Source organism: Burkholderia sp. Ax-1719 (assembly GCF_011753055.1).
Taxonomy (GTDB): domain Bacteria; phylum Pseudomonadota; class Gammaproteobacteria; order Burkholderiales; family Burkholderiaceae; genus Paraburkholderia.
This window is the reverse complement of sequence record NZ_VWWJ01000016.1, coordinates 1-24,752: the sequence shown is the minus strand read 5'-3', so window position 1 is coordinate 24,752 and position 24,752 is coordinate 1. Positions and strand designations below refer to the sequence as shown.

The window sequence follows — 24,752 nt, the reverse complement described above, 5'->3', positions numbered from 1 at the left end:
CTTAAACTTCGCGTGCGACGAGCGGTTGCAACAGCTTCGACGGCAGCTTGAATTCGACTTTTTCTTCACGGCCCGCCATCGTCGACACCTCGACAGGCCCCAACGCGCGCAGCGCGTCGATCACGTTTTCCACCATTTCTTCGGGCGCCGACGCACCAGCCGTCAGGCCGACCGTCGTGACACCGGCAAACCACTCCGGCTTGACTTCCGAACCGTCCGCCACGAGGTAGCTCGGCAGACCCGATTCGCTGCCGATTTCGCGCAGGCGGTTCGAGTTCGAGCTGTTCGTTGCGCCCACTACCAGCAGCACGTCCACTTGCGACGACAGATCGCGCACGGCGGCCTGACGGTTTTGCGTGGCGTAGCAGATGTCGCGCGTGTCCGGACCGACGATGTCGGTGAACCGCTTGACCAGCGCGTCGATGATGCCGCGTGTGTCGTCCACCGACAGCGTGGTTTGCGTCACGTACGCGAGCGGCGCATCGAGCGGCAGGTCCAGCTTTTGCACATCGGCTTCGCTTTGCACCAGCAGCACGGTGCCGGGAATCTGGCCGATCGTGCCTTCGACTTCGGGGTGACCGGCATGGCCGATCAGGATCAGCGTGCGGCCCGCCGCGACGTACTGGCGGCCCTGCACGTGAACCTTGGTAACGAGCGGGCAGGTTGCGTCCAGCACGTCGAGTTCGCGTTCTTCAGCGGCGCGCTCGACGGTCTTGGCCACACCGTGCGCGCTGAAAATCGCGACGGCGCCTTCGGGCACTTCGTCGAGTTCTTCCACGAAACGCGCGCCCTTGTTACGCAGGTTCTCGACCACGTGACGGTTGTGGACGATTTCATGGCGCACGTAGACCGGCGCGCCGTGCTTCTGCAATGCGCGATCGACAATCTCGATAGCGCGGACAACCCCCGCACAAAAGCCGCGGGGTTGGGCAAGGATCACTCGCATAGGGTGGCGAACTCCGACTGCCGCGCATCACGAAAAAGCCCTTTCGGACTCGCTCGCCGCGGCGATCATATTAATAAGGTGCTAATGAATGCATGCATCCGCCAGGGGGAGGGCGGAAAAACCAGACGCGCATTTTAACCCCATCGCCGCAGCTTTGCTGTGTGGCGCACGAGAAGGTGCGGCGCGCACGCGACGATAATCGGCATGAATCGCGGTTCGACCCTTTCAAAACCCTGTTATTGCCCCGGATTTTCTGCTGTCTTGACCCCGCCCGCAGGCCCGCGCGGCGGCATGGCAGCGCGATGACAAGCCCACGGCAGGCGGGTGACCGACCCATGACACGGTCGTGGCGCGCGCACGCCGGCGACTGATTTGAAAGATTAATGAAAGTAATCCGTGTGCAATTTTCCGAAACAAGGGCCAAAAAGATCGGAGCGAGGGATGGCGCGGTGCAACATGCCGCGGGAACCCTTAAACTAACGTCCCCGCTGCCTAAGCGCACGGCGCGATGCGGGCCCGACCCCAATCAGGACGCCTGGATGGAACCCGACCACTACGACGATTTTCCGGTAGCGAGCCTGTTGCTGCCGAAGGCGCTGCGAGCGCCTGTCGGCGTGATCTACCACGTCGCGCGCACGCTCGACGATATCGCCGACGAAGGTGACTGGAGCCGCGAAGAGCGCCACCAGCGGCTGGCCGATTTCCGCGACGGACTCGACGCCGTGGCCCAGGGGCGCGCCGCGCCGGTGCATCCGATGCTGTTCGCCAGGCTCGCGGACGTGGTGCGCCGCTGCCGTCTGCCGCTGCAGCCGTTCTACGATCTGGTGTCGGCGTTCGACCAGGACATCGACACCACGCGCTACGCCGACCGTCTGGCACTGCTGGACTTCTGCCGACGCTCGGCGAACCCGGTCGGGCATCTGATGCTGCATCTGATCGACGAGGCCACGCCCGAGAACCTCGCCGATTCCGACGCCATCTGCACCGCCTTGCAACTCATCACCTTTTTGCAGGACGTGCCGGCCGACTGGCGGCGCGGGCGCGTCTATCTGCCGCACGCCGACCGCGAACGTCTGAACGTGACCGAGGCGCAGATAGCCGCGGGCGTGGTGGACGACGCCTGGCGCGCACTGATGCGGCACGAAATTGCCCAGGTGCGTGCGCTGATGCTCAGCGGCGCGCCGCTGGCGCTGCGCGTGCCGGGGCGCTTCAGCCTCGAACTGTGCAGCGTGGTTCACGGTGGCCTGCGCATGCTCGACGTGATCGAGCGTGCCGACTACGACGTATTTCGCGCGCGGCCCGCGCTGCGCGCTTCCGACTGGGCCGCTGTGCTGATACGCACCGCGGCCATGTGGCTGTCGCGCCGCGTTGGCGTGCGCGCGCCTTCGATCAAGAGTAATAACGCATGATGACCACGATTCTGTTCGCCGTTTCCTGTCTTTCGCTAGTGATCTGGCTGGTGCTGCTGCTCGGCCGCGGCGGCTTCTGGCGCTCGCGCCCCGCCGATCCGCTGCCTGTGATCGAGCCCGCGTCCGGCTGGCCGTCGGCCTGCGCCGTGGTGCCCGCGCGCAATGAAGCCGATGCGATCGGCGAAGCGGTGACTTCGCTGCTGCGTCAGGAATACGGCGGCGACTTCCACGTCATCGTGATCGACGACCACAGCACCGACGGCACCGCCGAAGCCGCACGCGCCGCCGCACTCGCGCTGCAGTGCCCGGAAAAGCTCACCGTCGTGACGGCGAAGCCGCTGCCGGCGGGCTGGTCGGGCAAGGTGTGGGCGCAGTCGCAGGGCATCGAGGCCGTGCGCACGCTGGGCCTGGACGCCGATTACCTGCTGCTCACCGACGCCGACATCGGCCATCCGGAAGACGCGCTCGCGCAGCTCGTGGTGCGCGCACAGGCCGAAAAGCGCGATCTGGTTTCGCTGATGGTGCGTCTGCGTTGCGACTCGTTCTGGGAAAAGGCGCTGATCCCGGCCTTCGTGTTTTTCTTCGCCAAGCTTTATCCGTTCTCGTGGGTCAACAATCCGCGCAACAAGACGGCGGCGGCGGCGGGCGGCACCATGCTCGTGCGTCGCAAGGCGCTGGAAGAGGCGGGCGGCATCGAATCGATCCGCGCCGAACTCATCGACGATTGCAGCCTTGCCGCGCGCATCAAGCATCGCGGCGAGGGGCATCATCCGATCCGTCTGGACGTGGCCGCGAAGAGCGTGTCGCTGCGCCCCTACGATTCGTGGAAAGACATCTGGAACATGATCGCGCGCACCGCGTTCACGCAGCTGCACTACTCGGCGTGGCAACTGGCGGGCACGCTGCTTGGCATGGCGGTGATCTATCTGGCGCCGCCGGTCGTGGCGCTCGTGCTGGGCGCGAAGGGCTGGCCCGCGTGGCTGGCCTGGGCGCTGATGTGCATTGCCTACTCGCCGATGCTGGCTTACTACCGCCGCTCGCCGCTGTGGGCGCCGTTCCTGCCGTTGGTCGCGCTGTTCTACGTGGGCGCGACGTTTGCCTCGGCGTGGCGTTTCTGGCGCGGCAAGGGCGGCCAGTGGAAGGCGCGCGTGCAGGCGCCGGCGCAGGGACGCTGATCGATTGTTTGCGGCGTGCGAACCTTCGCACGCCGCAGATGCAAAAAAGCCGTCGCGTGCTGCACGCGACGGCTTTTTTTATTGCGGCCAGACCAGCGCTTAGCGCTGCGTCAGCATCATGTACATCTGCACGACCATGTCGGGCGAGAACGTGAACGGCACCCAGCCGTGGCCAGTGTGGCGCATCACCAGCAGACGGTCGCCGTTCGACTGCTTCTGCACGGCCATCATCGGATTCTTCGTCGAAGCGAAGCGCCAGCCCGGCGGAATGGCGGCCGGCGGCTCGGGCTGCATCGAAGCGCGCACGTTCGCGAGTTCCTCGATCAGCTGGCTCACCTGCATCGGATGCAACGACACGGTCTGGCCGTTGATCGTCATCGTGATCTCGTTCTGGGCAGGACGGCCGACTTCCAGCGTGCCGCGGGCATCGGCGGCCGGTGCTTCAGCGGACGCTGCCACTTCGCTTGCGGCTTCCGGTGCGTCGGGCTGCGCCTGTGCCGCAGCGGCTTCGGCTTCGGTCTCGGCACACGCCTGCGGTTCGGTATGCGCGGCGGTCTCCGGCGCGTCTGCTGCTGCGTCGCTGGTTGCGTCGGGCGTTGCGGTCGAAGCCGTCGATTGCGGGGCCGTTGCGTCGGTCGCGCCGGGCGCGTGCGCGGCGCTGGCGGCCTGAATGAGTTGATCGACGCCCACGTCGATCGCGCCGATCTGGTCTTGAAGATTCATGCGAGCTTCTCTGGTAAGACCCGGGATTTTACCCACAGAGCGCGGGAACAGGTCGGCGGTCGTTGTAAGGAGGTCGCAACAAAAGTTGTAACAATTGATGGTGCGACCTGCTTTTGACTGGCCAGAAGCGCTCGTTCGCGCCTTATTTCCTGCCCAGATAACCCGCTTCGCCGAACCACGCGAGCGCATCTTTCAGGCCCTCGCGGTAGGGCCGCGCACGATAACCCAGCTCGCGTTCCGCCTTCGCCGACGTGAAGTACATCTTGTTCTTCGACATCTTCAGCGCGTCGACGGTCACGAACGGCTCGCGCTTCGTGATGCGCGCGACGGCTTCCGCGCCCATCGCGAGCGGGTAGAGCGGCCAGCGCGGCAGCGCGATGGTCGGCGGCTTGCGCCCGACCATGCCGGCTATATCGGCGAGCATCTGCTGCAGCGGCAGGTTCTCGCCGCCCAGGATATAGCGCTCGCCAATGCGCCCATGCTCCAGCGCGAGAAAGTGGCCGTTCGCGACGTCGTCGACGTGCACGAGGTTCAGGCCTGTATCGACGAAGGCAGGCATCTTGCCGGTCGCCGCTTCGACGATGATGCGGCCGGTGGGCGTGGGCTTCACGTCGCGCGGGCCAATCGGCGTGGACGGATTGACGATCACGGCGGGCAGACCGTCCTGCGCGATCATGCGTTCGACGGCGCGCTCGGCGATCACCTTGCTGCGCTTGTACACGCCGATCGCCTGATCGGCCTTGAGCGGCGAGGTTTCGTCGGCGGAATTGCCGGAGCTGGTCACCTTGAGCGTGGCCACGCTGCTGGTATAGACGATGCGTTCCACGCCGGCGGCGAGTGCGGCGCGCATGGTGGCTTCGGCGCCTTCGAGATTGGCGCGCTCGATTTCGAGCGGATCGGGCGCCCACAGGCGGTAGTCGGCGGCCACGTGGAAGAGGTAGCGCACGCCGTCGAGCGCTTTGCGCATCGAGGCTTCGTCGCGCATGTCGCCGGTGACGGTCTGTGCGCCAAGGGCTTCGAGCGCTTCGAGATTCTTGCGCGGGCTGGTCGCACGCGCGAGCAGGCGCACGGCAAAGCCTTTTTCCAGCGCGATACGGGCGACGGCCGAGCCGACGAAGCCGGACGCGCCGGTGATCAGCACGAGGTCCTGGTTAGCGCGGGAGGTGTCGGTCATTCTGGTTTCGCATTCGGGTTCGATGATGGGCGCCGGGTCAATACAACGACACGCGGGACGCCGCAGTGGCACGGATTGTACGTGGCGCGCGTGCGGCGCGGGTCTCACACGCGCCGGCGCAGCGGCGCGAAAATCGCGTCTACAATGCCGACCGTATGCCGTACGCAGTGAAACAGGAGATCGAAATATGAGCGAACCGGATCTGGATGCGCGCGTTGAAACGTATTACGTGCGCGTGCGCGGAACGGTGCAGGGCGTGGGTTTTCGGCACGCGACGGTGCGTCAGGCGCACGCGCTGCGTATTCGCGGTTACGTCGCCAATCTGGAGGACGGCTCGGTCGAAGCCGTGATTCAGGGCCCGGCGAATCAGGTGGATCGCATGCTCTCGTGGCTGCGCCACGGGCCGCCCGCCGCGCGCGTGAAGTCGGTGGAGAGCGAAGAGCGCTACACCGAAAAGCGTTACGAGCGCTTCGAGCAGCACTGAAATACCCCGCAAAAAAAGCGGTGCGCCCTGAAGAGCGCACCGCTTTTTTGTTTCTGTCAGCGTGAAATCACGCGACTGCCAGCAGGCTCTCTGCAAATCCCCAATCCTTCTCGACCCATTGCCGTGCGCAGGTGAAGCCCGCATCGGCGGCGATCGCCGGGATTTCGTCGGCGTGGTATTTGTGGCTGCTCTCGGTCCAGATGGTCTCGCCGGCTTCCATGTCGATATCGATGTGCGCTGCGCCCACATGCGCGTGGACGTGACGCTTCGCACGCAGATGCATTTCGACACTGCGCGCGTCGGGATTGAAGCGCGCGACGTGCTCGAAATCATGCAGGTCGAAATCGGCATCCAGCTCGCGGTTGATGCGCGAAAGCAGATTCAGGTTGAACGCGGCGGTCGCGCCAATCGAATCGTCGTAGGCGGCGATCAGCGTATCGACGGGCTTCACGAGATCGGTGCCCAGCAGCAGCGTGTCGCCGGGGCGCAGCATCGCGCGGATCTCGCGCAGGAAACGCGTGGCCGCGAGGCGCGCGAAGTTGCCGATCGTGCTGCCGAGAAACAGCACCAGCAGCCGTTCGCCGTTTTTGCGCTGGCGGCTCACTTCGGCGAGACCGGCCAGGTAATCGCGCTCGTAACCGACGATGGAAATGCGCTCGATATCGGCCAGTTCGCGGCGGCACAGTTGCAAGGCGGTGCGCGAAATCTCGATCGGACAATACGAAGTGGGGCGCTTGCGGCACAGCGCTTCGAGAATGCGGCGCGTCTTGCGCCCGCTGCCGCTGCCGAGTTCGGCGACAGTGACATCGGCGGGCAGCGCCTCGACGATCTCGTTGGCGTAGCGCGTGAGCAGGCGCTCTTCCGAGCGTGTGACGCCGTATTCGGGCAGCACCGTGATGACTTCGAACAGCGCCGAGCCGACCTCGTCATAAAGATACATCGACGGCAATTCCTTCTGCGGCGCGTGCATGAGGCCGTTGCGGACATCGGCGGCGAAGCTGGCGTGGGCGGGATTGAGCGGTTCGGGGCGGGAGGCGGGCAGGGTCATGCGGGCTCCTGATGCATGGGACGGCAGGCGGCCGGGGCGTGTTCTCGGTGGAGTGCGTCTGTCAATGTTCCGATGAATTCACGCGCCGGACGAAGGGCGGTTCTCCAGCAAAGACTTCCGTTCTAGTCCATCGCGCGGGGCAATACACGGACTAAATCGCGAGTTTCGCTGCTGCAGCAGCGGGCGCATCGGCCGTGCCCGCCGCACCGGCGGGGCTTGCGTCGCATTAGAATGCCGGCTGGCGCGCGAGCCCCGACAGCACGCCTAATTCAATAGCCGATTCACATGACAACGCTTTTTCTCGTGCCGCCTGTTTTGACAAAGGCCGCGCGCGGGGACGTTTCGTCCCGATTTTTCTCCCGTTCGCAAACGGCACGCGCCGTGATCCGCCGATGAACACCTACGATCCCAGGCGCGGCATCACGCTCTCCGTCGGCGCTTCCGCGCTGTTCGCGTGTCTGTCCGCGTATACCTTGTTGCTCGCGCCGCTGGGCGGCCTCGACATCTTCGCGTGGCGCGTAATCTGGACCGCGCCAGGCGCGCTCGCACTACTGGTGCTGCGCAGGCGCCTGCCCCAATTGCTGGAGCTGGTCACGCGGGCGATTCGCCAGCCGCGCGTTGGCTTGATGCTGGTGGCGAGCGCCGCGCTGCTGGGCGTGCAATTGTGGGTGTTTCTGTGGGCGCCATTGCACGGACGCATGCTCGAAGTGTCGCTCGGCTACTTCATGCTGCCGCTGGTGATGGTGCTGGTCGGGCGCTATTACTATCACGAGCGTCTGGAGCCGCTGCAATGGGCGGCCGTGGCCTGCGCGGCGGTGGGCGTGGCGCACGAGCTGTGGGCCACGCATGCGTTTTCGTGGCCGACGCTGCTGACCGCGCTCGGCTATCCGCCTTACTTCGTGCTGCGCCGCAAGATCCACGCGGATTCGCTCGTCACTTTCGCCGTCGAGATGGTGCTGCTGGTGCCGGTGGCGTTCCTGGAAGTGCATGCGGGCGGCTCGCTGGCGCTGCTCAGCCAGCATGCATTTCTCGCGTGGGTGCTGCTGCCGGGCCTGGGCGTTATCAGCACGATTGCGCTCGCGACCTATCTGAAATCCAGCCGCCTGTTGCCCATGGCGCTGTTCGGCATCCTCGGCTACGTGGAGCCGGTGCTGCTCGTGATCGTCTCCGTCACGCTGCTCGGCGAGCATCTGGGGCTGCGCCAGCTCGCCACTTATGTACCGATCTGGATTGCCGTCGCGCTCACGGCGCTGCATGGCGCGCGGCTGGTGCGCCACTCGCGCTGACTTCCCGGCCGTTATCGCGCCGCGTGCCCGCGCGGCGGATTGATATGCGTGGGACCCGCCTTGGCCTCGATGGCGGCGAGCAAGGCGGGACGCCAGCCCAGACTGAACAGCGCTTCGGCGAGCACGAAAATCGGCCCGATGACGAGGCCGACCAGATCGTCCACGAAAGCCGGTTTGCGATGCTCGTAAGCCACGTGGCCGATGAACTGGAACACCCAGCCCACCACGAACAGGCCGATGCCGCCCGCCAGCCACACGGCCGTGCCCTGCTGCGCGAGCCATGCGCCGAACGCCAGACACAGCGCCGCGACGACGGCCATCATGAGCCCCAGCGGCACGTCGAGCACGAGGTAATAGAGCGTCGACGCGCCGAACAGCAGCCACGCAGGCGACAGCGGCACGGCGGCGAGCGGCCAGCCCGCACCTGACAGCACTGGCCGCGAAAGTAGCACCGCAATCGCCAGCACGATCATCGGAATGCCGACGAAATGCGTGGCGATGTTGCGCGTGTCGCGATGATATTCGGCGTACTGGGCGAGCTGATCGGTCAGGTTTCTCATGGATGTCCCCTTGTCTCTAAAGTCATTATGATCGTCGGGCGCACCGCTCCAGACCTTCGGCTAGCCGACAATCTCGAATTGACGATGTATCGATGACTTCGCGCCCAGATTCCACCGCCTCCCGGCTGACGCTCGATTCCGCTTCGCCGGGCCACGCTGCGCTAGCCGCCGCGCTGGAACGCAGCAGCTGGTTCGCCGGGCTGCCCGCGCCGTTGCGCGACAGCCTGCGCGCAACGGGCCGCGTGCGCGCGCTGCGTGCGGGCGAGCGCCTGTTTCTGCGCGGCGATCCAGCCGACGGCGTCTATTGCGTGCTGGAAGGCGCGGTGCGCGTGGGCGCGGCGAGTCTGTGCGGACGCGAGGCCCTCCTTGCGCTGATGGGTCCGGCGAGCTGGTTCGGCGAAATTGCGCTGTTCGATTCAGGCGTGCGCACCCACGATGCCTACGCCGAGCGCGACACCACGCTCTTTCACGTGCCGCGTGCGGCGCTGGGCGCGCTGCTCGACGAAACGCCCGCGTACTGGCATGAATTCGGCCTGCTGCTGGCGCAAAAGCTGCGCCTCGCCTTCGACGCCATCGAGGAGAGCGCGCTGCTGCCCGCCGCACCGCGCGTCGCGCGGCGGCTGTTGCTGCTGGCGGCCGGCTACGGCGAAGCGGGCCGCGATTCAGCCAGCGACGTGGCCAAGAGCGCGGCCGCCAGCGTGAGCGAAAACGCGCACACCACGCGGCCCATCGTGCACGTGCCACAGGAAGACCTCGCGCTGATGCTGGCGCTCTCGCGTCAGACCGTGAACCAGATCCTGCGCCAGTTCGAGCGCGACGGCCTGCTGGCGTTGCGTTACGGCGAGATCGAAATCGTCGATGCGGCGCGTCTGGAGCAGCAGGCGCGCTGATTCCGCGTGAGCGCGCGAAATGCGTATTCGGCTTGCGCCGTTGCAGCCGCGCTCCATTTGCCCCGACAATGACGCGGGCTTACAGCGGGCTTGCCGCGTCTGCTTCACTTCCTTTTCGATCAACTTGCCGCCTGAGCGTGGCGCTTTCCGATACTGCTTCATGACCGACCGCGTCATTGCCGCCTTCGATTTCGACGGCACCATCACCACGTCCGACAGCTTCCGCGCCTTCATGCTCGACGCCGCCGGCAGTACGCGCTTCGCGCTCGCCGCGCTGCGCTGCCTGCCCTGGCTCATCGGCATTGCGCCGGGCTGGTCGCAACGCGGGCCGACCAAGGCGCGCTTTCTTCTCGCCGCGCTGGGGCCGGTGCGCCGCGACAAGCTCGAAGCCGCCGCGCAGCGTTTTGCCGATACGCGCCTGCGCGATCTGCTGCGCCCGGAGATGCTGGCGCGCATTCGCGAACATCAGGCGCTTGGGCATGAGGTCGTGCTGGTGAGCGCGTCGCCTTCGGTGTATCTGCGCAAATGGGCGCCGACGGTGGGTATCGAAACGGTGCTGGCGAGCGAGCTGGAATGGCGCGATGGCGTCTACACTGGCCAGCTTGCGGGCCGCAACTGCTGGGGCCCGGAAAAGGTCGCGCGGCTGCGCGCCTGGTGGGGCGACAAGGCGCCCGCCACGCTCTACGCCTACGGCGACAGCCGCGGCGACCGCGAAATGGCGCAACTCGCCAACCACGCCTGGATACGCGGCGAAGCGCCGTTGCCACCGCTTCTGCCGACGGGCGGATTCGGCGCAACGGCTTAAAAAAACACACGCACGGCCCGACCCCACGAACACAAGGAGACGACCCCATGAACGGACAATGGACCACGGTAAAGTCGCGCGACGGCGGCGAATTCCGCGCCTACACGGCACTGCCGCCCGAGGGCAGCGGCCCAGGTCTCGTGCTGCTGCAGGAGATCTTCGGCGTGAATGCGAGCATGCGCGCGACCGCCGAGCGTTACGCGGAAGAAGGTTACGTCGTCATGGTGCCTGACCTGTTCTGGCGTCTGGAGCCGGGCGTCGATCTGGGCTACGACGGCGCGGACATGACGAAGGCGCTCGCACTGTATGAGCGTTTCGACGTCGATCTCGCGCTCGACGACATCGCGCAGACGCTCGCGGCGCTGCGTGCGCATCCGTCACAGCGCGGCAAGGTGGGCGCGCTGGGCTTCTGCCTGGGCGGCAAGCTCGCTTACCTCGCGGGCGCGCGCACCGATGTCGACTGTGCGATTGGCTATTACGCGGTTGGGCTCGAACACTATCTGGACGAAGCGCGCACGATCCGCTGCCCGCTGATGCTGCACTTCGGCGCAGAGGACAAATCGTGCGATGCCGCCACGCGTGAGCGTATCGAGGCCACGCTGGCGGGCAAACCGGGCGTCGAGCTGTACACCTACGCGGGCTGCGATCACGCTTTCGCCTCGCCCGCGCGAGCGCAATTCGACAAGGCCGCCGCGATGATGGCGTACTCGCGCTCGCTCGCGATGCTGCGCCGCGTGATGGGCCCAATCTACGATTTCAACGCGCTTTGGGAAGAGCATTGCTACCACGAGTTCGTCGCGCGTAATCCCGATGATGTGATGCCGACCATGGTCGCGCAGCCCTACGTCAATCACATCCCGACCATGACGGGCGGGGTCGGCCACGATGAACTCAAGCGCTTCTACACGCATCACTTCGTGCATTCGAACCCGGAAGACACACGCCTGATTCCGATCTCGCGCACCATTGGCTCGGATCGCGTGGTCGACGAATTCATCTTCTGCTGCACCCACGACCGCGAGATCGACTGGCTGCTACCGGGCCTCGCGCCCACGGGCAAATACTTCGAAGTGCCGATGCTTGCCGTGATCTGCTTTCGCGGCGCGAAGCTCTACAACGAGCACATTTATTGGGATCAGGCTTCGGTGCTTGCGCAGATCGGCGCGATTGACCCGACTGGCCTGCCGATTGCGGGGATCGAAAGCGCAAAGAAACTGCTCGACGAGACCCTGCCGTCCAACACGCTCATGGCGGCGTGGAAAAGCAGCGAAGGCAAGCCGTTCTGAGCTTGCCTTCGTGAGGTGAGTCCGTCCAGGTCTTACTGGAACGGATTGTCGATGACGCCGGGCTTTGCGTCCGGCTCGTCCTTCACCTGCGCGGGCAGATGCGGATCGGCCTGCAATTTCGCCACTACATTGTCTAGCGCCGCCTTCAGCGCGAGCGCGGCGGCGAGCCCGCGTTTGTCGCGCGTGAATTCGAGCGTACCGGCCAGCGTCACACGCGTGGTGCCGTTGGTGAGCGTGAGCGCGTCGCCCTGCACGTTCAGGACATCGTCGTCGTTTGCGTATGCGTCGAACACCTTCCATTCCTCCTTGAGTGCGATGCACGTTGGGCTCGCATTATAAGAAGCGCTGCGTGCTGCCATCAAACGTGAAGCGAATGTGAAACGAACGTGGCCCCACGGCCATGCCTTCGAGGCCGCGTGGCGTCAACGCTGACGCAGATCAAGACCGAATCGCGAATCCGCTGCACTTCGCGGCAAACCGATGATGATGACGCACCTGAGTTTGAACGAGGAGTGCGTCATGGGAATTCTAGACAAGGCTGCCGCTATCGCCGGCGCGGCTGCACAAATGTCGTGGCTGGTTTGAATATGCGCCTTTCGCATGGGATCTCGCGTTTTGCGCGATTTGCGCGTTTTCGTGCGCCTGCGCGAGCGGGATGGCTCGCCATGACGGCGGTGCTGGCCGCGGGCGTGACGCTGCTGGCGGCCTGTACTTTTACGCCGTGGCATACGCTCGGCCGTCCCGGCGACGAGGGCGGCGCGGACGCAGCGGCGAGCGACGCTGAGGCGGCATCCTCCGGTGCGAGCGCATCCGCCGCGCCTTCTGCCATGCCCGTTGTCGCGCCTGCCTCCAGGGTCGTGGCCGAAGTGCCCGCGGCGGGTGCGGCCAGCGATCTGTATCGCGTGAAGGCGGGCGACACGCTCTATCGCATCGCGGCCGCGCACGGCCAGCGTGCCGCCGATATCGCCGCATGGAACAAGCTGCCCGCATCGGGGCAAGTGAAGGTGGGGCAGATGCTGCGCGTCAAGCCGCCCGCGAAGGCAGCGACGGCTTCGGTGCCTGTTGCCGCTGTGCCAGTTGTGCCAGTTGTGCCGGCAGCGTCAGCTGCCGCTGTTGCGTCGGCGGCTTCGGAACCCGCCGCCCGGCCGCCTGCCGCCAAGGCGCCCGCCGCAAAGCCACGCGCGGCCGCCGCCCGGCTCGCCTGGCCGATGAACGGCAGCGTCGTCACCCGCTTCGCGCCCGGCAAGTCGCGCGGCATCGTCATCGCGGGCGCGCCCGGACAGCCAGTCAAAGCCGCCGCAGCCGGACGCGTGGTGTACGCGGGCAGCGGCATTCAGGGCTACGGCAAGCTCATCATCGTCAAGCACGACACGCATCTGCTGACCGCCTACGGGCGCAACGGCCGCCTGCTCGTCAAGCAAGGCGACGCGGTAAAGCCCGGCCAGACGATTGCCACCAGCGGCGCGGATTCAGCCGGCGTCGGCATGCTCCTCTTCGAAGTCCGCGAAAACGGCAAGCCTGTCGATCCGCAGGATTGGTTGCCGCGCCCGCAATCGTAGTTGTCGTTCTGGAGTGCAAACAAAAATGGAAAAGATGAATCGAAGACAATTTCTCGCTACCGGCGCTGCTGGCGCCGCCACGTTCGCGGGCCTCGTCGCCTGCACCATGACGCCGGCGACCGCCAGATCGTCCGAGGACAATCTGCACGCGCGCCGCGAGATCGATGCCAGCGTCGATGGCGCGCTCTCGCGTCTCTATGGCACGGTGAAGGGCTCGCGCGAACTGCTTTTGAAGGCGCGCGCCGTGCTGGTGTTCCCCGAGGTCATCGGCGCGGGCTTTGGGATTGGCGGCCAGTATGGCAAGGGCGCGTTGCGCGCGGGCGGCCGTTCGGTGGGCTATTTCAGCACCACCGCCGGTTCGCTGGGATTCCAGGTGGGCGCACAGTCGCGCGCAGTTTTCTACGCCTTCATGACGCAAGGCTCGTATGAGCGCTTCCGGCGCAGCAGCGGCTGGGCAGCGGGTGCCGACGGCACCGTCGCACTCGTGAAAATGGGCGCGAACGGCACGATCGACACGACGACGGCCGTCAATCCCATCGAAGCCATCGTGCTGACCAACGCCGGGCTGATGGCGGGCGTCTCGCTGGAAGGCTCGAAGGTTTCGCGACTCGACCTCTGATCCCGTCGCACATCAACGAAAGGCGCGGCGCACCGTTCGGACGCCGCGCCCTTTTTATTGCGCCGCGCTTACCAGCCCCATTTGCGCACGGCAAACGCGTGGCCGTTGAACGCCACGTTGGTCTTCGCGGCGACTTGCGCCGGAATGCCCGGAAACGCGATGCCAGCCTGCGAGCTCAATTCGGCGACCGGACGAATGTCGTAGCGGTCGACGGTGGTGTTGTCCGCGACGATGGCGAACGCGAGCTGCTGCGACGGCACGTACACGACCTTGAAAATCTGCGTGGGCACGAGCACGCGCGTCGCGCCGATGGTCTGCAACTGTGCGCCCGTGAAGAGCGGGCCGGTCACGACGTAGGCGTCGCCGTATTTATCGGCGAGCTTGCGCACGGCCGTTTCGATGTGCGCCCACAGACGCTGGTTGTTCTCGCGATTCTGGGGAACGATATTGGCCAGCGAAAACGACTCGGCCATTGCCTGCGGATTCCAGCGATTGCCCGCCGGGCTCATGTGACCGCGATCGAAACCGCTGCGCTTGTAGTCGGCGAGCGTCGCGCCTTCGCCTGCGGGTAGACGGTCGTCTTCGAAGAAGCGATTGGTGCGCGTCATGTCCTTCGCGGCTTCGAGGTGATCGCGCGTGAGATGTTCCGCCGACCAGAGCGGACCGTGCGTGATGCCCGAGTGCAGCACGACGAAATCCGAGTAGCAGAGCATGCGCGTTTTCGGCGCCATGCGCGCGTTGGTGATGGCGGGGAACTGGCCGTCGGGGACGAATGCGGAACAGGCGGGTGCGGCGAACGCATGACCTGCGAAGGCCATGGCGAGACAGGCAAACAGCTTCTTCATTGGCGAATCGGAAATGCGAGAGGTGCGCGGGCGCTGCGCTCGATCTGCTCGATGCACGACGCCGCGTTCGTAAAGGGCCTGAAAGTATAGCGGGCAGGCACGCGCGCGGCCACATCACGTCATGCGCGATCTGGCGTCAGGGCGAGCGTCGGCGTGCGCATCGCGACAACGATGCACAGCGAACGTCACTGCGCCGCGCGAGGCGGCGCAGTGAGCGGAAACATCGAGAGGGAACGGCCAGGTGCTGCGCGCCAGAACAGCGCGCTGCGGTCAACCAAAGTCAACCTGCGAACAATGCGTTTTCTGCGTGGACGGCCTGCCGATCGACTGCCTGCAGGCGCCACTGGCCTTCCATCGGCGTGTGCGAGACTTCGCATGACCACGTGGCGTCGCCGTGGGCGGAACTGATTTCCTGGCGGCGGTTGACGTGCAGGCCGCGCAGCGTGCAAAGCGGTTGATCGGCGAGTGGCGCGCAAAGCGCCGTGACGCCGCCGTTATCGTGCATCTCGCCCCATTCGGGGAGATCGATGCCGGCGTGTGACTCACGCGACCAGCGTTGCTGGTCGGTATCAAGCCAGAGCACTGCATAGTCATGATTCACGGTCGGATCGGGACCGTTGATCAAAATCGTCAGTCGCATGTGAACTCCGAAAATGGCGCGAGGGGCGGTCGCGCGACCAGGCTGGACGAACTCTCAGTCTAGAACGTATGCATCCATGTGCAAGTCGGTTTTTCACATATTGGGACGCCTACGACTTCAGGTTAGACCATAGAACCGACACACCGTCTGTGACACGCCGTCGCGCAAGGCCTGGCCGCGATTTGTCCGCGCACTATCGGCGGGATTGAAATTCGCAATTGGGAACGCAAACCGCATTTCCTAGATTGATAGAGCGGCGTAGTCCGCATGATGTCTTGCTGCACCGCACGAAGATGCGTAGCGCCGCGTCCCCACAAAACAGGATGGATGGAGGCACAGATGACACAGCTCAAAGGCTCGAAGACCGAGCAAAATCTCAAGGACGCCTTCGCAGGCGAGTCGCAGGCAAACCGCCGTTATCTCTACTTCGCAGCCAAGGCCGACGTCGAAGGCCAGAACGATGTCGCCGCGCTATTCCGCTCGACGGCGGAAGGCGAAACCGGCCACGCGCACGGTCACCTCGAATATCTGGAAACCGTTGGCGACCCCGCCACGGGCCTGCCCTTCGGCACCTCCCGTCTCAATCTGGAAGCCGCCATCGCCGGTGAGACGCACGAATACACCGACATGTATCCCGGCATGGCCAAGGCGGCGCGCGACGAAGGTTTCGACGAGATCGCCAACTGGTTCGAAACGCTAGCCAAGGCCGAGCGCAGTCACGCGAACCGTTATTCGAAAGCGCTGGAAGCGCTGGTCGAATAGGCGCGCGGGTTTCAGGCCTCGTTTGAGCCTTCAGGCTCGTGCACGGCGCGGCACGCAGCGACTGACGCACACAACGCTCAGGCGGCGTGCGCGGTCGGCGCACGCGTGCCTGCGCGCACCGCGCAAAAAATCAATTAGAAAAAGGAGACGTCATGCCCCACAAGGAAGGCAGTCTCGAAGCGCCCACGCGGCATCCGCTGGACTGGCAGTCCGAGGCGTTCTACGACCAGGCAAAGCTGGACGATGAGCTGGCGCGCGTGTTCGATATCTGCGCGGGCTGCCGGCGTTGCGTCTCGCTGTGCGGCGCGTTTCCGGCGCTATTCGATCTCGTCGACGAAACCGACACCGGCGAGGCGCACGATGTCGATAAGGCATCCTATGGAAAAGTGGTCGATCAGTGTTATCTCTGCGACCTCTGCTATATGACGAAATGCCCGTATGTGCCGCCGCATCCGTGGAATGTCGATTTTCCGCATCTGATGCTGCGCGCGAAGGCGATTCACTATCGCAACGGTGAAGTCGAACTGCGCGACCGCGTGTTGTCGAATACCGATGCGCTGGGTCATCTCGCGGGCATTCCGGTCGTCACGCAAACCATCAACGCGGTGAATGGCACGAAAGCGATGCGCGGTCTTATGGAAGATGCGCTAGGTGTGGATCGGCAGGCGTGGCTGCCTTCGTTTGCCACACGCAAGTTTCGCAGTGCGGCGCGCAAGGCCGCGTCGAGCGAAGTGCGCGACGGCGAGCGCACGCCTGGCAAGGTCGCCATCTACGCCACCTGCTATGTGAACTTCAACGAACCCGGCATCGGCCACGATCTGCTGGCGCTGCTCGATCACAACGCGATTCCCTACGTGCTGGTCAAAAGCGAGGCGTGCTGTGGCATGCCGTTGCTCGAACAGGGCAACCTCGAAGGCGTAGCGAAGAAGCAGGCCGCGAATATGCCCGTGCTCGCGCAGTACGCGCGTGAAGGCTACGCGCTGCTGGGCGCTGTGCCGAGTTGCGTGCTGATGTACAAGCACGAACTACCGCTGATGTTCCCCGACGACGCCGACACGCGCGCCGTAAGCGAAGCGTTCTGGGATCCGTTCGAATACTTCGTGGCGCGCAATCGCGACGGCCTGCTCAAGACCGATTTCAGCACGCCGCTGGGCAACGTCTCGTATCACGTGCCCTGTCACGCACGCGTGCAGAACATCGGGCGCAAGACGTCGGACCTGCTGTCGCTCGTGCCCGAAACGAAAGTCACTGTGGTCGAGCGTTGCTCGGGCCATGCGGGCACCTTCGGCGTGAAGAAGGAGTTTCATGCGATGTCGATGAAGATTGGCACGCCGGTATTCAAGCAGATGGCGCAGGGCGGGCCCGATTTCATTTCGTCCGATTGCCAGCTTGCGGGGCACCATATCGCGCAAGGCATCGAGGAGAACAAGCTTGGCGCCGCCGATGGCGGGCCGCCGCTTGCGCACCCGCTTACCTTGTTGCGCCGCGCCTACGGAATTTAATACGGACTACGATGATTTAGCGGCGTGAGCCAACCACGCAAAAGGATAAACCGATGACGATCGCAAGAGATTCGCTGCTCTCGCTGGAAGCCTATTCGAAGCAACGCACCGCGATGCGCGGCAAGATTATCGAACACAAGAAGCGCCGCGCCGTGGCGCTGGGCAACCACCTGACGTTTCTCTTCGAGGACGAAGCGACGATCCGCTATCAGATCCAGGAGATGCTGCACATCGAGAAGATTTTCGACGAGGAGGGCATACAAAGCGAACTCGATGCTTATCTGCCGCTCGTGCCGGACGGCCGCAACCTGAAGGCGACCCTGCAGATCGAGTACGAGAACGCCATCGAGCGCCAGGCGGCGCTCGCGCGATTGATTGGTATCGAGGATCGCGTGTTCATGCAGGTGGAGGGCGAGCCGCCCATCCACGCCATCGCCGACGAAGACCTTGACCGCGACAACGACGAAAAGACCTCGGCGGTGCATTTCGTGCGCTTCGAATTCACGCCGGCGATGATCGACAAGCTACGCGCGGGCGCGGCGCTGTCGATGGGTTGCGATCATCCACACTATCGCCTGCCCGCGCAGATCATCGAAGGCGAGGTGCGGACATCGCTACTCGACGACTTCGCGTAGCGGCTTGCCCGCGTTAAACGTCCTTGCGATACATAACGAAGCCGGGCTTGACGGCGACATCGTCATAGAGGCGCATTGCCGTGTGATTCGTCTCGTGGGTGTGCCAGTAGACGCGCTTCGAATTGGAGGCCTGTGCGTGCGCATAAACCGCTTCGATCAGCGCGCGCCCCACGCCCTTGCCGCGCAGATCTTCGACGGTGAACAGATCCTGCAGATAGCAGATCGGGCCGTCGAGCGTGGTATTGCGGTGATAGATGAAATGCACCAGACCCACCACGCGTTCGCCATGCAGCGCGATGAGGGCATGCATGGGTTCGTAGCCGTCGAAGAAACGCGTCCACGTGGTTGCGGTGATCGATTCGGGCAGCGCAGTCGTATCGAAGCGGCCATAGAAACGGTTGTAGCCGTCCCAGAGCGGACGCCACGCGTCATAGTCGGCCGGCGTGACTGCGCGCACCTGGATCGTCTGGCTCATCGTCGTTCTCCTTGTCTTGTCTTCAATCGATAACAGACGCCAGCGTAAGCGTTTTGTGGCACCATTGTTAGTCCCACCCCAGCGACAAAACATGGAGCCACGAGATTGGACTACGCGCTGATGATGTCGGCTTACGAGCGCAAGGCGCGTGCGAACGCATCGCGCCGCCTGACGCAGCAGGATCTGCTCTACGAGAGCCTGCGCCGCGCGATTCTCGACGGCGATATTGGTCGCGGTACGCGTCTCGCATCCAGTCGAACGCTGGCTGAGGAGCTCAATATTGCGCGCAATTCGGTGCTCTATGCGTACGAGCGGCTGATCGACGAAGGCTTTGTGACGGCCACGCGCCATGGCTCGGTCGTCAACGACGTGAAAGCCACGGCCGCGCAACCCTCGGTGGAAATCGAGCCGGGCGAGACCGCGCCGCGCATGCTCTCGCGCCGTGTGCGTCAGTTGCCGCCGCGCCGTGCGCCCAGCAGCGACGCCATCGCCTTTCGGCCCGGCGTGCCCGCGCTCGACGCCTTTCCGCTCGTGCAGTGGCGCACTGCGCTCGAACGGGCGATGCGCGAGGTGGACGCGAGCGAACTCGGCTACGGCGACAGTGTGGGCCAGCCCGCCTTGCGGCAGGCCATCGCGCAATATGTGCGCGTTTCGCGCGGCGTGCGCTGCCAGCCCGATCAAGTATTCATCACCGACGGCACGCAAACGAGCCTCGATATCTGTGCGCGTTTTTTCGCCGACGAAGGCGAGCGCGTGTGGATCGAGAATCCGGGCTACCTGGGCGCACGCGTGGCGATGCTTGCGGCGGGACTTTCACTCGTGCCGATACCCGTGGATGCGGCGGGCATGGCCGCGCGCGAGGAAGACTGGCGTGTCAGGCCGCCGCGTCTGGTGTATCTCACGCCCTCGCATCAATATCCGCTCGGTTGCGTGCTGAGTCTTGAGCGGCGGCTTGCGTTGATCGAGCATGCGCGCGCGTGCGGCGCGTGGATTATCGAGGACGACTACGACAGCGAGTTGCGTCACGATGGGCCGCCGCTGCCATCGATCCAGGGACTCGCCGATGACACGCCAGTGATTTACCTCGGCACCTTCAGCAAGACCTTGTTTCCGGCGCTGCGTATCGGCTTCATGATCGTGCCGCGCCAGGTGGTGGCGCAGATGGAGACGGCACATCGCACGCTCCAGCGACAAGGGCGTGTGGCCGAGCAACTGGCGTTGGCGGACTTTATCGAAAGCGGACGCTATGCGCGGCATCTGCGGCGCATGCGCAAGCTGTATCTGGCGCGTCGCGATGGCCTCGTCGCGGCGATCGAAAAGCATCTTGTGGGGCTGATGACGGTGTCGGCGGATGCGGGCGGTATGCACCTGAGCGTGCGGCTGGATGCGCCGCTCGACGATGTCGCGGTGAGCGAGGCGGCGCGTGCGTATGGACTCGCGCTCTCGCCATTGAGTGCGTATTGCCTGGCTGATGGCGCGCCAGCGGGTCGCGCACCCTATAACGGCTTCTTGCTGGGATATGCGGAAGCGACGCCCGAGGCGTCGGATACGATGATGGAAGCGCTGGGGAGCGTGGTGAGAGGGATGCTGATGGAGGCTAAAGGCGCAACATCCCGCTTGCAGTGAGGTGAACTGGTTGTCTGTCGCAAACGACCTCAAAGCTGTCATTTCCGCCTCTATGGCGCGAGCCGGGGCAGCGCCTAGAATCTGTACACACCTAACCCGCATGTACGAGAGACGCGATGAACAATCACGATGAAAGCCTGCTCGACAATCCCTCGTGGTTTGCCTTGACCACGAAGCAGGCGAATCTCGCCTTGGGAACGGGCGCGGCGCGGCGTTACGACCCGGCGGTCGCGCCCTTCTCGGCTGTTCAAACGCCGACGCGAGAAGCTTTTCAGGCGCTGGGGGCGTTGATCGGCAAGGACGCATCGGCCGTATTGCAATCGGCGTCGGAACTTCCCGCAGTCGAAGGTTTAAAGGCCGAGCGCCTGTTTGCCGTCTTGCAGATGATCGACGAAAAGCCCATGAAACCCGTCGACGATGCCGAAGTAACCCGCCTGAGCGCAGCCGACGCCAGCGATATGCTAGAGCTCGCAACCCGCACCCAACCCGGACCATTCGGAATCCGTACGATTGAAACGGGAAACTATATCGGCATTCGGGATGGCGGCGCGCTCATTGCGATGGCTGGCGAGCGGATGAGACTGAATGGGTATGTGGAAATCAGCGCCGTGTGCGTTGATGACCGCTATCGCGGCCGGGGCATTGCCGCGCGCCTGATGAACATCCTTCGCGGCGAGATCCAGGCGCGTGGCGACACCCCATTTCTGCATGTGCGCGACGACAATACGTCGGCGATAGCGCTTTACGAGCGCCTTGGATTCAAGGCGCGCAAGATATTTTCGCTCTATCGCGTCACACCCGCGCTTTAGAACATCTCCAGCACGCGGTGATACATCATGCCGATTTCCAGCGCGGGCCTGCGCCACGCCGGGCCGCCTGGGAAGCGCGCATGACGCACCTGCGAAAACAGATCGTAGGAAGCGCGCTCGCCCGCGATGGCCTGCGCCACCACGCGCCCGGCGATGCCCGTGAGCGCAACGCCGTGCCCGGAAAACCCCTGCACATAAAAATAGTTCGGGTCTACCGCGCCAAAATCCGGCGCGCGATTGCGCGTGACGTCGACAAAGCCGCCCCACGCATATTCCGCCTGCACGCCTTCGAGTTGCGGAAACACGCCGGTCATGCGCGTCTTCATCGCTTCGGCAAGCTGGGCGGGTGCGGCGCCTGTCGAGTCGGCGCGGCCGCCGAACAGCAGGCGATCGTCCGCCGATAGCCGGAAATAGTCGAGAAAGAAGTTGTTGTCGCAAATCGCCGCGCGGCTGGGAATCAGCGCGTTGGCGCGTTCACGGCCCAGCGGTTCGGTGGCGATGATGTATGAGGCGATCGGCGCAATGCGCGCTTCGATGGAGGCCGGCAGCACGCCACCAGGCGCAGCATTGCAGCACGACACCACGAAGCGGCAACGCACCTCGCCGCGTGCGGTCTTCACCACCGGTTTCGCGCCGCGCACCACATCGACAGCACGCGAGTGCGCGAACAGTTGCGCGCCTTCCTTGCGCGCGGCAGCCGCAAGCCCCAGGCAATACTTGAGCGGATGCAGATGGCCGGAAACGGGATCGTAGACGCCCGCCAGATAGGCCTGCGAATTCACGCGCGCGCGCGTCGCATCGGTGTCCTGCCATTCGAGCTTGTCGTAGCCCCAACGCTTCTGCGCCGCATCCATCCACGCGCGCAGATCGGGCACGCGCTTGGGCCTGGTCGCCACGGTCATATAGCCCGACGTGAAATCGCAGTCGATGCCGTAGCGCGCGATACGCTCTTTCACCAGCGCCACGCCTTCGATCGAAAGCGCCCACGCCGCACGAATCCCTTGCGCGCCGAGTTGCTTCTCCAGTACTTCATCCTTCGCGAATCCGACGAGCGTTTGCCCGCCATTGCGCCCCGACGCGCCCCAGCCAGGCCGATGCGCGTCGAGCACCACGACCGACAGCCCGCGCGCGCGGCATTCGAGCGCCACCGACAGCCCCGCGAAGCCCGCGCCGATCACGCAGACATCCGCTTCGACGGCGCCTTCGAGTACCGGGTCGTCGTCGGCGGGGCGCGTGGCGGTGGCTTCGTAATACGAGTGGCGGGCGAGCACGTCCGCCTGGGCGTCGAGGTCCAGTTTCATCGGTGGTGTTCCATCAAAAGCGTTGCATCAAAGCAGGTCCTTCATTCGATACCATGCCATCGCGAGCACGAGGGCAGGGGTGCGTAGTGCTGCGCCGCCAGGAAAGTCGCGGTGGCGGATCTTGCCGAACAGGTCGAAGCGCGCGGCCTGGCCGTGGATGGCTTCGGCGATCAGCGTGCCCGCGAGTCCCGTGGTGTTCACGCCGTGGCCCGAAAAGCCCTGTGCGAAATATACCGTGGGCGAAAGGCGGCCAAAATGCGGCGCGCGATTCATCGTGATATCGACGAAGCCGCCCCACGCATAGTCAACCTTGACATCGGCGAGTTGCGGAAAGGTCTTGAGCATATCGCTGCGCATGGCCTCGCCCAGATTGCGCGGCTCGAAGGTCGAATAACTGACCTTGCCGCCCCAGAGCAGGCGCGTATCCGGCGCCGGGCGGAAGTAGTCGAGCACGAAGCGGCTATCGCAGACAGCCGCCTGTGCGGGCATGAGGGCGGCCATACGCTCTTTGCCCAGCGGCTCCGTGGCGATCACGTAGGTGCCTACCGGCATGATCTTGCGCGCGAGGTCTGGCGCGAGCGTGCCCAGGTGCGTATTGCATGCGAGCACAACGAATTTCGCACGCACCTTGCCTTGCGCGGTTTCGACGGTGTGTCCACCCTGTTCGTCGCGCAGGTTCGTGACGGCGCTGTCTTCGAAAATCTGCACCCCCGCTTCGCGCGCCGCGCGCGCAAGCCCGAGCGTGTAGTTGAGCGGATGCAGATGACCGCTATCGGGATCGTACAGGCCGCCAGGATAGCGTTCCGACTGGACGTACTGGCGCACGCCGTCGCCATCCACGTAGCGGAAGCGGTCGTAGCCAAAGCGTTGAGCGGCTTCGTCGCGCCATTGCTTGAGGTCGTCGACGTCGCGCGCCTTGTTTGCAGCGGTGAAATAGCCTTCGGTCAGGGCGCAGTCGATCTGATGCTTCGCCACGCGCGACTTGACGATGTCCAGCGTTTCGAGCCCCATCGCCCAGATCTGCTTGACTTCGCCTTCGTTCATGAACTGCCCGAACGTGTCGATGCCGCATGCGAAGCCGCCGATCAGTTGTCCGCCGTTGCGTCCGCTTGCGGCCCATCCGACTTTCGACGCTTCGAGCAGCGCGACGCGATAGCCGCGTTCCGCGAGATTGAGGGCCGTCGAAACGCCCGTGAGACCAGCGCCGATCACGCAGACATCGGCGTCGATCGTGCCTTGCAACACGGGATGGCGCGTGGCGTCGTTGGCGGTGGCTGCATACCACGACGGCACGTGAGACTGATTGGCGAATTTGAGCATAGAAGAGACGTACGGGTTAAAGCGCGTACGAAAAAAGCGGGCGGCGGCGCGGAGCAATCCGCAGGCGCGCCACCCGAAGACGCACTCCTTAGAACGAGTAGATGAACTGCGCGCCCAGCAAGTCATTGCTCTTGCTGTACGAGCCGTCGTTACGCAGGAACACCTTCTGTGACGCCCAGTCGTGGCGATATTCCACCTTCACCGTGATCTGCTGAGTCGGGTAGAACAGCAGGTCCAGCGCTACGTCCTGACGCACTGCGCCCTTGCACTGGAAGCCCAGTCCGCCATTGGCTTCCGAATTCGCCAGGCAGTCCGCACCAATACCAAAACCGTTGTACGGGTCCATGCCGTTGCCGTTGAGTGCCACGCCGCCACCGCCGCCGCCGTTCTTGCTGTCGGCGAGCACGTCATAACGGGCGGTCACGCCCATGCGGCCCACCACCGGCGCGTTGAACTTGTGGTGCGCGAGCAGCGAGAAGCCGTACCACTGCGCGTTGCCGCCGTTGTACGCGGCGCGCTGCTGCTGGCCGTAATCGACTTCGGCGTTGTACTGGGTATCCGCTGCCGTGTAGCTCGCGTCCACTTCGCCAAAGAAGAAGTAGCCGCCCGAGCTGGTCGCCTGACCGCCTGCGCCGTAGACCGCCTGGCCCGTGGTGGAATCGATCGCGCTCGACAGCGTCTGGCGGCCGATATTGAACGATCCGCCGATATCCAGCGCGCTCGACCACGTGTAATCCGCGCGGGCGGTGAAGGTCGGGATCTTGTTGCTGGTGGTGATCGGATCGCCCAGCGCGTTCGTGCCCGTCTGCGTGACCGAGCCGTAGGTGCGGTACTGCTCGTTACCCAGCATGAACTTGAAGGCCCACTGGCTGC

The 24,752-nt window shown here is 64.6% G+C and carries 26 protein-coding genes; 14 read left to right on the top strand and 12 right to left on the bottom strand.

The features are described 5' to 3' along the window. Position 1 precedes the first annotated feature (1 nt). Entirely contained in the window at positions 2 to 946 is a 945-nt protein-coding gene (gene ispH / locus F3J17_RS23420; RefSeq protein WP_167064437.1) for a 4-hydroxy-3-methylbut-2-enyl diphosphate reductase, read from the bottom strand. Between the two features lie 539 nt (positions 947 to 1,485). On the opposite strand from ispH, the gene hpnC reads away from it, so the two are divergent. After that, the gene (gene hpnC / locus F3J17_RS23415) at positions 1,486 to 2,355 is read left to right on the top strand and encodes a squalene synthase HpnC (protein WP_167064434.1); all 870 of its coding nucleotides are present in this window, start codon (positions 1,486 to 1,488) and stop codon (positions 2,353 to 2,355) included. Further along, entirely contained in the window at positions 2,352 to 3,530 is a 1,179-nt protein-coding gene (locus F3J17_RS23410) for a glycosyltransferase (protein ID WP_167064431.1), read from the top strand. The genes hpnC and F3J17_RS23410 overlap by 4 nt, the downstream gene beginning before the upstream one ends. Before the next feature lie 99 nt (positions 3,531 to 3,629). Here the strand turns inward: F3J17_RS23410 and F3J17_RS23405 are convergent, their stop codons facing one another. Together F3J17_RS23405 and hpnA are read right to left on the bottom strand one after the other, a co-directional pair. Continuing rightward, positions 3,630 to 4,253 (bottom strand): hypothetical protein, encoded by a 624-nt coding sequence (locus F3J17_RS23405; protein ID WP_167064427.1) that lies wholly within the window; start codon positions 4,251 to 4,253, stop codon positions 3,630 to 3,632. A gap of 142 nt (positions 4,254 to 4,395) precedes the next feature. Further along, entirely contained in the window at positions 4,396 to 5,427 is a 1,032-nt protein-coding gene (gene hpnA, locus F3J17_RS23400; protein ID WP_167064424.1) for a hopanoid-associated sugar epimerase, read from the bottom strand. 187 nt (positions 5,428 to 5,614) lie between these two features. On the opposite strand from hpnA, the gene F3J17_RS23395 reads away from it, so the two are divergent. Then, on the top strand, positions 5,615 to 5,911 hold the full coding sequence (locus F3J17_RS23395; RefSeq protein WP_167064421.1) for an acylphosphatase: 297 nt from the start codon (positions 5,615 to 5,617) through the stop codon (positions 5,909 to 5,911). A 67-nt stretch (positions 5,912 to 5,978) separates the two neighbouring features. Here F3J17_RS23395 and egtD read toward each other — a convergent pair whose 3' ends face one another. Continuing rightward, positions 5,979 to 6,959 carry an L-histidine N(alpha)-methyltransferase gene (gene egtD, locus F3J17_RS23390; RefSeq protein WP_167064418.1) on the bottom strand — a complete coding sequence of 327 codons (981 nt, stop codon included), beginning with the start codon at positions 6,957 to 6,959 and terminating at the stop codon, positions 5,979 to 5,981. 392 nt (positions 6,960 to 7,351) lie between these two features. Between egtD and rarD the strand changes: the two genes are divergently transcribed. Then, a complete protein-coding gene (gene rarD, locus F3J17_RS23385) occupies positions 7,352 to 8,245 on the top strand; it encodes an EamA family transporter RarD (protein ID WP_167064415.1) in 894 nt (297 codons plus the stop codon). A gap of 11 nt (positions 8,246 to 8,256) precedes the next feature. Here rarD and F3J17_RS23380 read toward each other — a convergent pair whose 3' ends face one another. Further along, the gene (locus tag F3J17_RS23380; protein ID WP_167064412.1) at positions 8,257 to 8,805 is read right to left on the bottom strand and encodes an Mpo1-like protein; all 549 of its coding nucleotides are present in this window, start codon (positions 8,803 to 8,805) and stop codon (positions 8,257 to 8,259) included. Between the two features lie 92 nt (positions 8,806 to 8,897). Here F3J17_RS23380 and F3J17_RS23375 point away from each other — a divergent pair, with 92 nt between their 5' ends. The 3 genes from F3J17_RS23375 to F3J17_RS23365 all read left to right on the top strand — a co-directional run bounded on the left by F3J17_RS23375 (position 8,898) and on the right by F3J17_RS23365 (position 11,786). Then, on the top strand, positions 8,898 to 9,695 hold the full coding sequence (locus tag F3J17_RS23375; RefSeq protein WP_167064409.1) for a Crp/Fnr family transcriptional regulator: 798 nt from the start codon (positions 8,898 to 8,900) through the stop codon (positions 9,693 to 9,695). Positions 9,696 to 9,855: 160 nt separating this feature from the next. Next, positions 9,856 to 10,500 (top strand): HAD family hydrolase, encoded by a 645-nt coding sequence (locus F3J17_RS23370; RefSeq protein WP_167064406.1) that lies wholly within the window; start codon positions 9,856 to 9,858, stop codon positions 10,498 to 10,500. 47 nt (positions 10,501 to 10,547) lie between these two features. Beyond that, positions 10,548 to 11,786, top strand: a complete 1,239-nt coding sequence (locus tag F3J17_RS23365) for a dienelactone hydrolase family protein (RefSeq protein WP_167064403.1) — start codon at positions 10,548 to 10,550, stop codon at positions 11,784 to 11,786. Between the two features lie 32 nt (positions 11,787 to 11,818). On the opposite strand, the gene F3J17_RS23360 is transcribed toward F3J17_RS23365, so the two are convergent. Next, positions 11,819 to 12,079: a hypothetical protein gene (locus F3J17_RS23360; protein WP_167064400.1), complete on the bottom strand. Its 261-nt coding sequence runs from the start codon at positions 12,077 to 12,079 to the stop codon at positions 11,819 to 11,821. Positions 12,080 to 12,451: 372 nt separating this feature from the next. Between F3J17_RS23360 and F3J17_RS23355 the strand changes: the two genes are divergently transcribed. Continuing rightward, complete coding sequence (locus F3J17_RS23355) at positions 12,452 to 13,345, top strand: peptidoglycan DD-metalloendopeptidase family protein (RefSeq protein WP_167064397.1); 894 nt, start codon at positions 12,452 to 12,454, stop codon at positions 13,343 to 13,345. A 34-nt stretch (positions 13,346 to 13,379) separates the two neighbouring features. Next, complete coding sequence (locus tag F3J17_RS23350) at positions 13,380 to 13,964, top strand: YSC84-related protein (RefSeq protein ID WP_167064394.1); 585 nt, start codon at positions 13,380 to 13,382, stop codon at positions 13,962 to 13,964. Between the two features lie 68 nt (positions 13,965 to 14,032). On the opposite strand, the gene F3J17_RS23345 is transcribed toward F3J17_RS23350, so the two are convergent. Both F3J17_RS23345 and F3J17_RS23340 read right to left on the bottom strand, forming a co-directional pair. Next, positions 14,033 to 14,809 (bottom strand): DNA/RNA non-specific endonuclease, encoded by a 777-nt coding sequence (locus F3J17_RS23345; RefSeq protein ID WP_167064391.1) that lies wholly within the window; start codon positions 14,807 to 14,809, stop codon positions 14,033 to 14,035. Between the two features lie 280 nt (positions 14,810 to 15,089). Next, on the bottom strand, positions 15,090 to 15,449 hold the full coding sequence (locus F3J17_RS23340) for a DUF3564 domain-containing protein (protein WP_167064388.1): 360 nt from the start codon (positions 15,447 to 15,449) through the stop codon (positions 15,090 to 15,092). 339 nt (positions 15,450 to 15,788) lie between these two features. Between F3J17_RS23340 and F3J17_RS23335 the strand changes: the two genes are divergently transcribed. The 3 genes from F3J17_RS23335 to F3J17_RS23325 all read left to right on the top strand — a co-directional run bounded on the left by F3J17_RS23335 (position 15,789) and on the right by F3J17_RS23325 (position 18,348). Next, positions 15,789 to 16,211, top strand: coding sequence for a rubrerythrin family protein (locus tag F3J17_RS23335; RefSeq protein WP_167064385.1), 423 nt, complete (start codon positions 15,789 to 15,791; stop codon positions 16,209 to 16,211). Between the two features lie 152 nt (positions 16,212 to 16,363). Next, the gene (locus F3J17_RS23330; RefSeq protein WP_167064382.1) at positions 16,364 to 17,713 is read left to right on the top strand and encodes a heterodisulfide reductase-related iron-sulfur binding cluster; all 1,350 of its coding nucleotides are present in this window, start codon (positions 16,364 to 16,366) and stop codon (positions 17,711 to 17,713) included. A gap of 53 nt (positions 17,714 to 17,766) precedes the next feature. Beyond that, positions 17,767 to 18,348 carry a DUF3501 family protein gene (locus tag F3J17_RS23325; protein WP_167064380.1) on the top strand — a complete coding sequence of 194 codons (582 nt, stop codon included), beginning with the start codon at positions 17,767 to 17,769 and terminating at the stop codon, positions 18,346 to 18,348. 13 nt (positions 18,349 to 18,361) lie between these two features. Here the strand turns inward: F3J17_RS23325 and F3J17_RS23320 are convergent, their stop codons facing one another. Further along, positions 18,362 to 18,823, bottom strand: coding sequence for a GNAT family N-acetyltransferase (locus tag F3J17_RS23320; RefSeq protein ID WP_167064378.1), 462 nt, complete (start codon positions 18,821 to 18,823; stop codon positions 18,362 to 18,364). 105 nt (positions 18,824 to 18,928) lie between these two features. Here F3J17_RS23320 and F3J17_RS23315 point away from each other — a divergent pair, with 105 nt between their 5' ends. Next, complete coding sequence (locus F3J17_RS23315) at positions 18,929 to 20,449, top strand: PLP-dependent aminotransferase family protein (RefSeq protein WP_167064376.1); 1,521 nt, start codon at positions 18,929 to 18,931, stop codon at positions 20,447 to 20,449. A gap of 116 nt (positions 20,450 to 20,565) precedes the next feature. After that, complete coding sequence (locus F3J17_RS23310; protein WP_167064373.1) at positions 20,566 to 21,258, top strand: GNAT family N-acetyltransferase; 693 nt, start codon at positions 20,566 to 20,568, stop codon at positions 21,256 to 21,258. On the opposite strand, the gene F3J17_RS23305 is transcribed toward F3J17_RS23310, so the two are convergent. The 3 genes from F3J17_RS23305 to F3J17_RS23295 form a co-directional block, all read right to left on the bottom strand. Next, positions 21,255 to 22,559: an FAD-dependent oxidoreductase gene (locus F3J17_RS23305; protein ID WP_167064370.1), complete on the bottom strand. Its 1,305-nt coding sequence runs from the start codon at positions 22,557 to 22,559 to the stop codon at positions 21,255 to 21,257. The genes F3J17_RS23310 and F3J17_RS23305 overlap by 4 nt on opposite strands. A 27-nt stretch (positions 22,560 to 22,586) precedes the next feature. Further along, positions 22,587 to 23,879, bottom strand: a complete 1,293-nt coding sequence (locus F3J17_RS23300; protein ID WP_167064367.1) for an FAD-binding oxidoreductase — start codon at positions 23,877 to 23,879, stop codon at positions 22,587 to 22,589. Positions 23,880 to 23,967: 88 nt separating this feature from the next. Further along, positions 23,968 to 24,752: DUF3138 family protein (locus F3J17_RS23295; protein ID WP_167064365.1), on the bottom strand; the 785-nt coding region annotated here is incomplete at its 5' end.

Coding starts and splice junctions, on each gene's coding strand:
- F3J17_RS23355 (WP_167064397.1), top strand. CDS start 12,452: ATGACGGCGGTGCTGGCCGCGGGCGTGACGCTGCTGGCGGCCTGTACT.
- F3J17_RS23375 (WP_167064409.1), top strand. CDS start 8,898: ATGACTTCGCGCCCAGATTCCACCGCCTCCCGGCTGACGCTCGATTCC.
- F3J17_RS23380 (WP_167064412.1), bottom strand. CDS start 8,805: ATGAGAAACCTGACCGATCAGCTCGCCCAGTACGCCGAATATCATCGC.
- F3J17_RS23325 (WP_167064380.1), top strand. CDS start 17,767: ATGACGATCGCAAGAGATTCGCTGCTCTCGCTGGAAGCCTATTCGAAG.
- F3J17_RS23320 (WP_167064378.1), bottom strand. CDS start 18,823: ATGAGCCAGACGATCCAGGTGCGCGCAGTCACGCCGGCCGACTATGAC.
- F3J17_RS23310 (WP_167064373.1), top strand. CDS start 20,566: ATGAACAATCACGATGAAAGCCTGCTCGACAATCCCTCGTGGTTTGCC.
- F3J17_RS23345 (WP_167064391.1), bottom strand. CDS start 14,809: ATGAAGAAGCTGTTTGCCTGTCTCGCCATGGCCTTCGCAGGTCATGCG.
- F3J17_RS23330 (WP_167064382.1), top strand. CDS start 16,364: ATGCCCCACAAGGAAGGCAGTCTCGAAGCGCCCACGCGGCATCCGCTG.
- F3J17_RS23370 (WP_167064406.1), top strand. CDS start 9,856: ATGACCGACCGCGTCATTGCCGCCTTCGATTTCGACGGCACCATCACC.
- F3J17_RS23350 (WP_167064394.1), top strand. CDS start 13,380: ATGAATCGAAGACAATTTCTCGCTACCGGCGCTGCTGGCGCCGCCACG.
- F3J17_RS23405 (WP_167064427.1), bottom strand. CDS start 4,253: ATGAATCTTCAAGACCAGATCGGCGCGATCGACGTGGGCGTCGATCAA.
- F3J17_RS23300 (WP_167064367.1), bottom strand. CDS start 23,879: ATGCTCAAATTCGCCAATCAGTCTCACGTGCCGTCGTGGTATGCAGCC.
- hpnA (WP_167064424.1), bottom strand. CDS start 5,427: ATGACCGACACCTCCCGCGCTAACCAGGACCTCGTGCTGATCACCGGC.
- F3J17_RS23340 (WP_167064388.1), bottom strand. CDS start 15,449: ATGCGACTGACGATTTTGATCAACGGTCCCGATCCGACCGTGAATCAT.
- egtD (WP_167064418.1), bottom strand. CDS start 6,959: ATGACCCTGCCCGCCTCCCGCCCCGAACCGCTCAATCCCGCCCACGCC.
- F3J17_RS23365 (WP_167064403.1), top strand. CDS start 10,548: ATGAACGGACAATGGACCACGGTAAAGTCGCGCGACGGCGGCGAATTC.
- rarD (WP_167064415.1), top strand. CDS start 7,352: ATGAACACCTACGATCCCAGGCGCGGCATCACGCTCTCCGTCGGCGCT.
- F3J17_RS23335 (WP_167064385.1), top strand. CDS start 15,789: ATGACACAGCTCAAAGGCTCGAAGACCGAGCAAAATCTCAAGGACGCC.
- hpnC (WP_167064434.1), top strand. CDS start 1,486: ATGGAACCCGACCACTACGACGATTTTCCGGTAGCGAGCCTGTTGCTG.
- ispH (WP_167064437.1), bottom strand. CDS start 946: ATGCGAGTGATCCTTGCCCAACCCCGCGGCTTTTGTGCGGGGGTTGTC.
- F3J17_RS23395 (WP_167064421.1), top strand. CDS start 5,615: ATGAGCGAACCGGATCTGGATGCGCGCGTTGAAACGTATTACGTGCGC.
- F3J17_RS23410 (WP_167064431.1), top strand. CDS start 2,352: ATGATGACCACGATTCTGTTCGCCGTTTCCTGTCTTTCGCTAGTGATC.
- F3J17_RS23305 (WP_167064370.1), bottom strand. CDS start 22,559: ATGAAACTGGACCTCGACGCCCAGGCGGACGTGCTCGCCCGCCACTCG.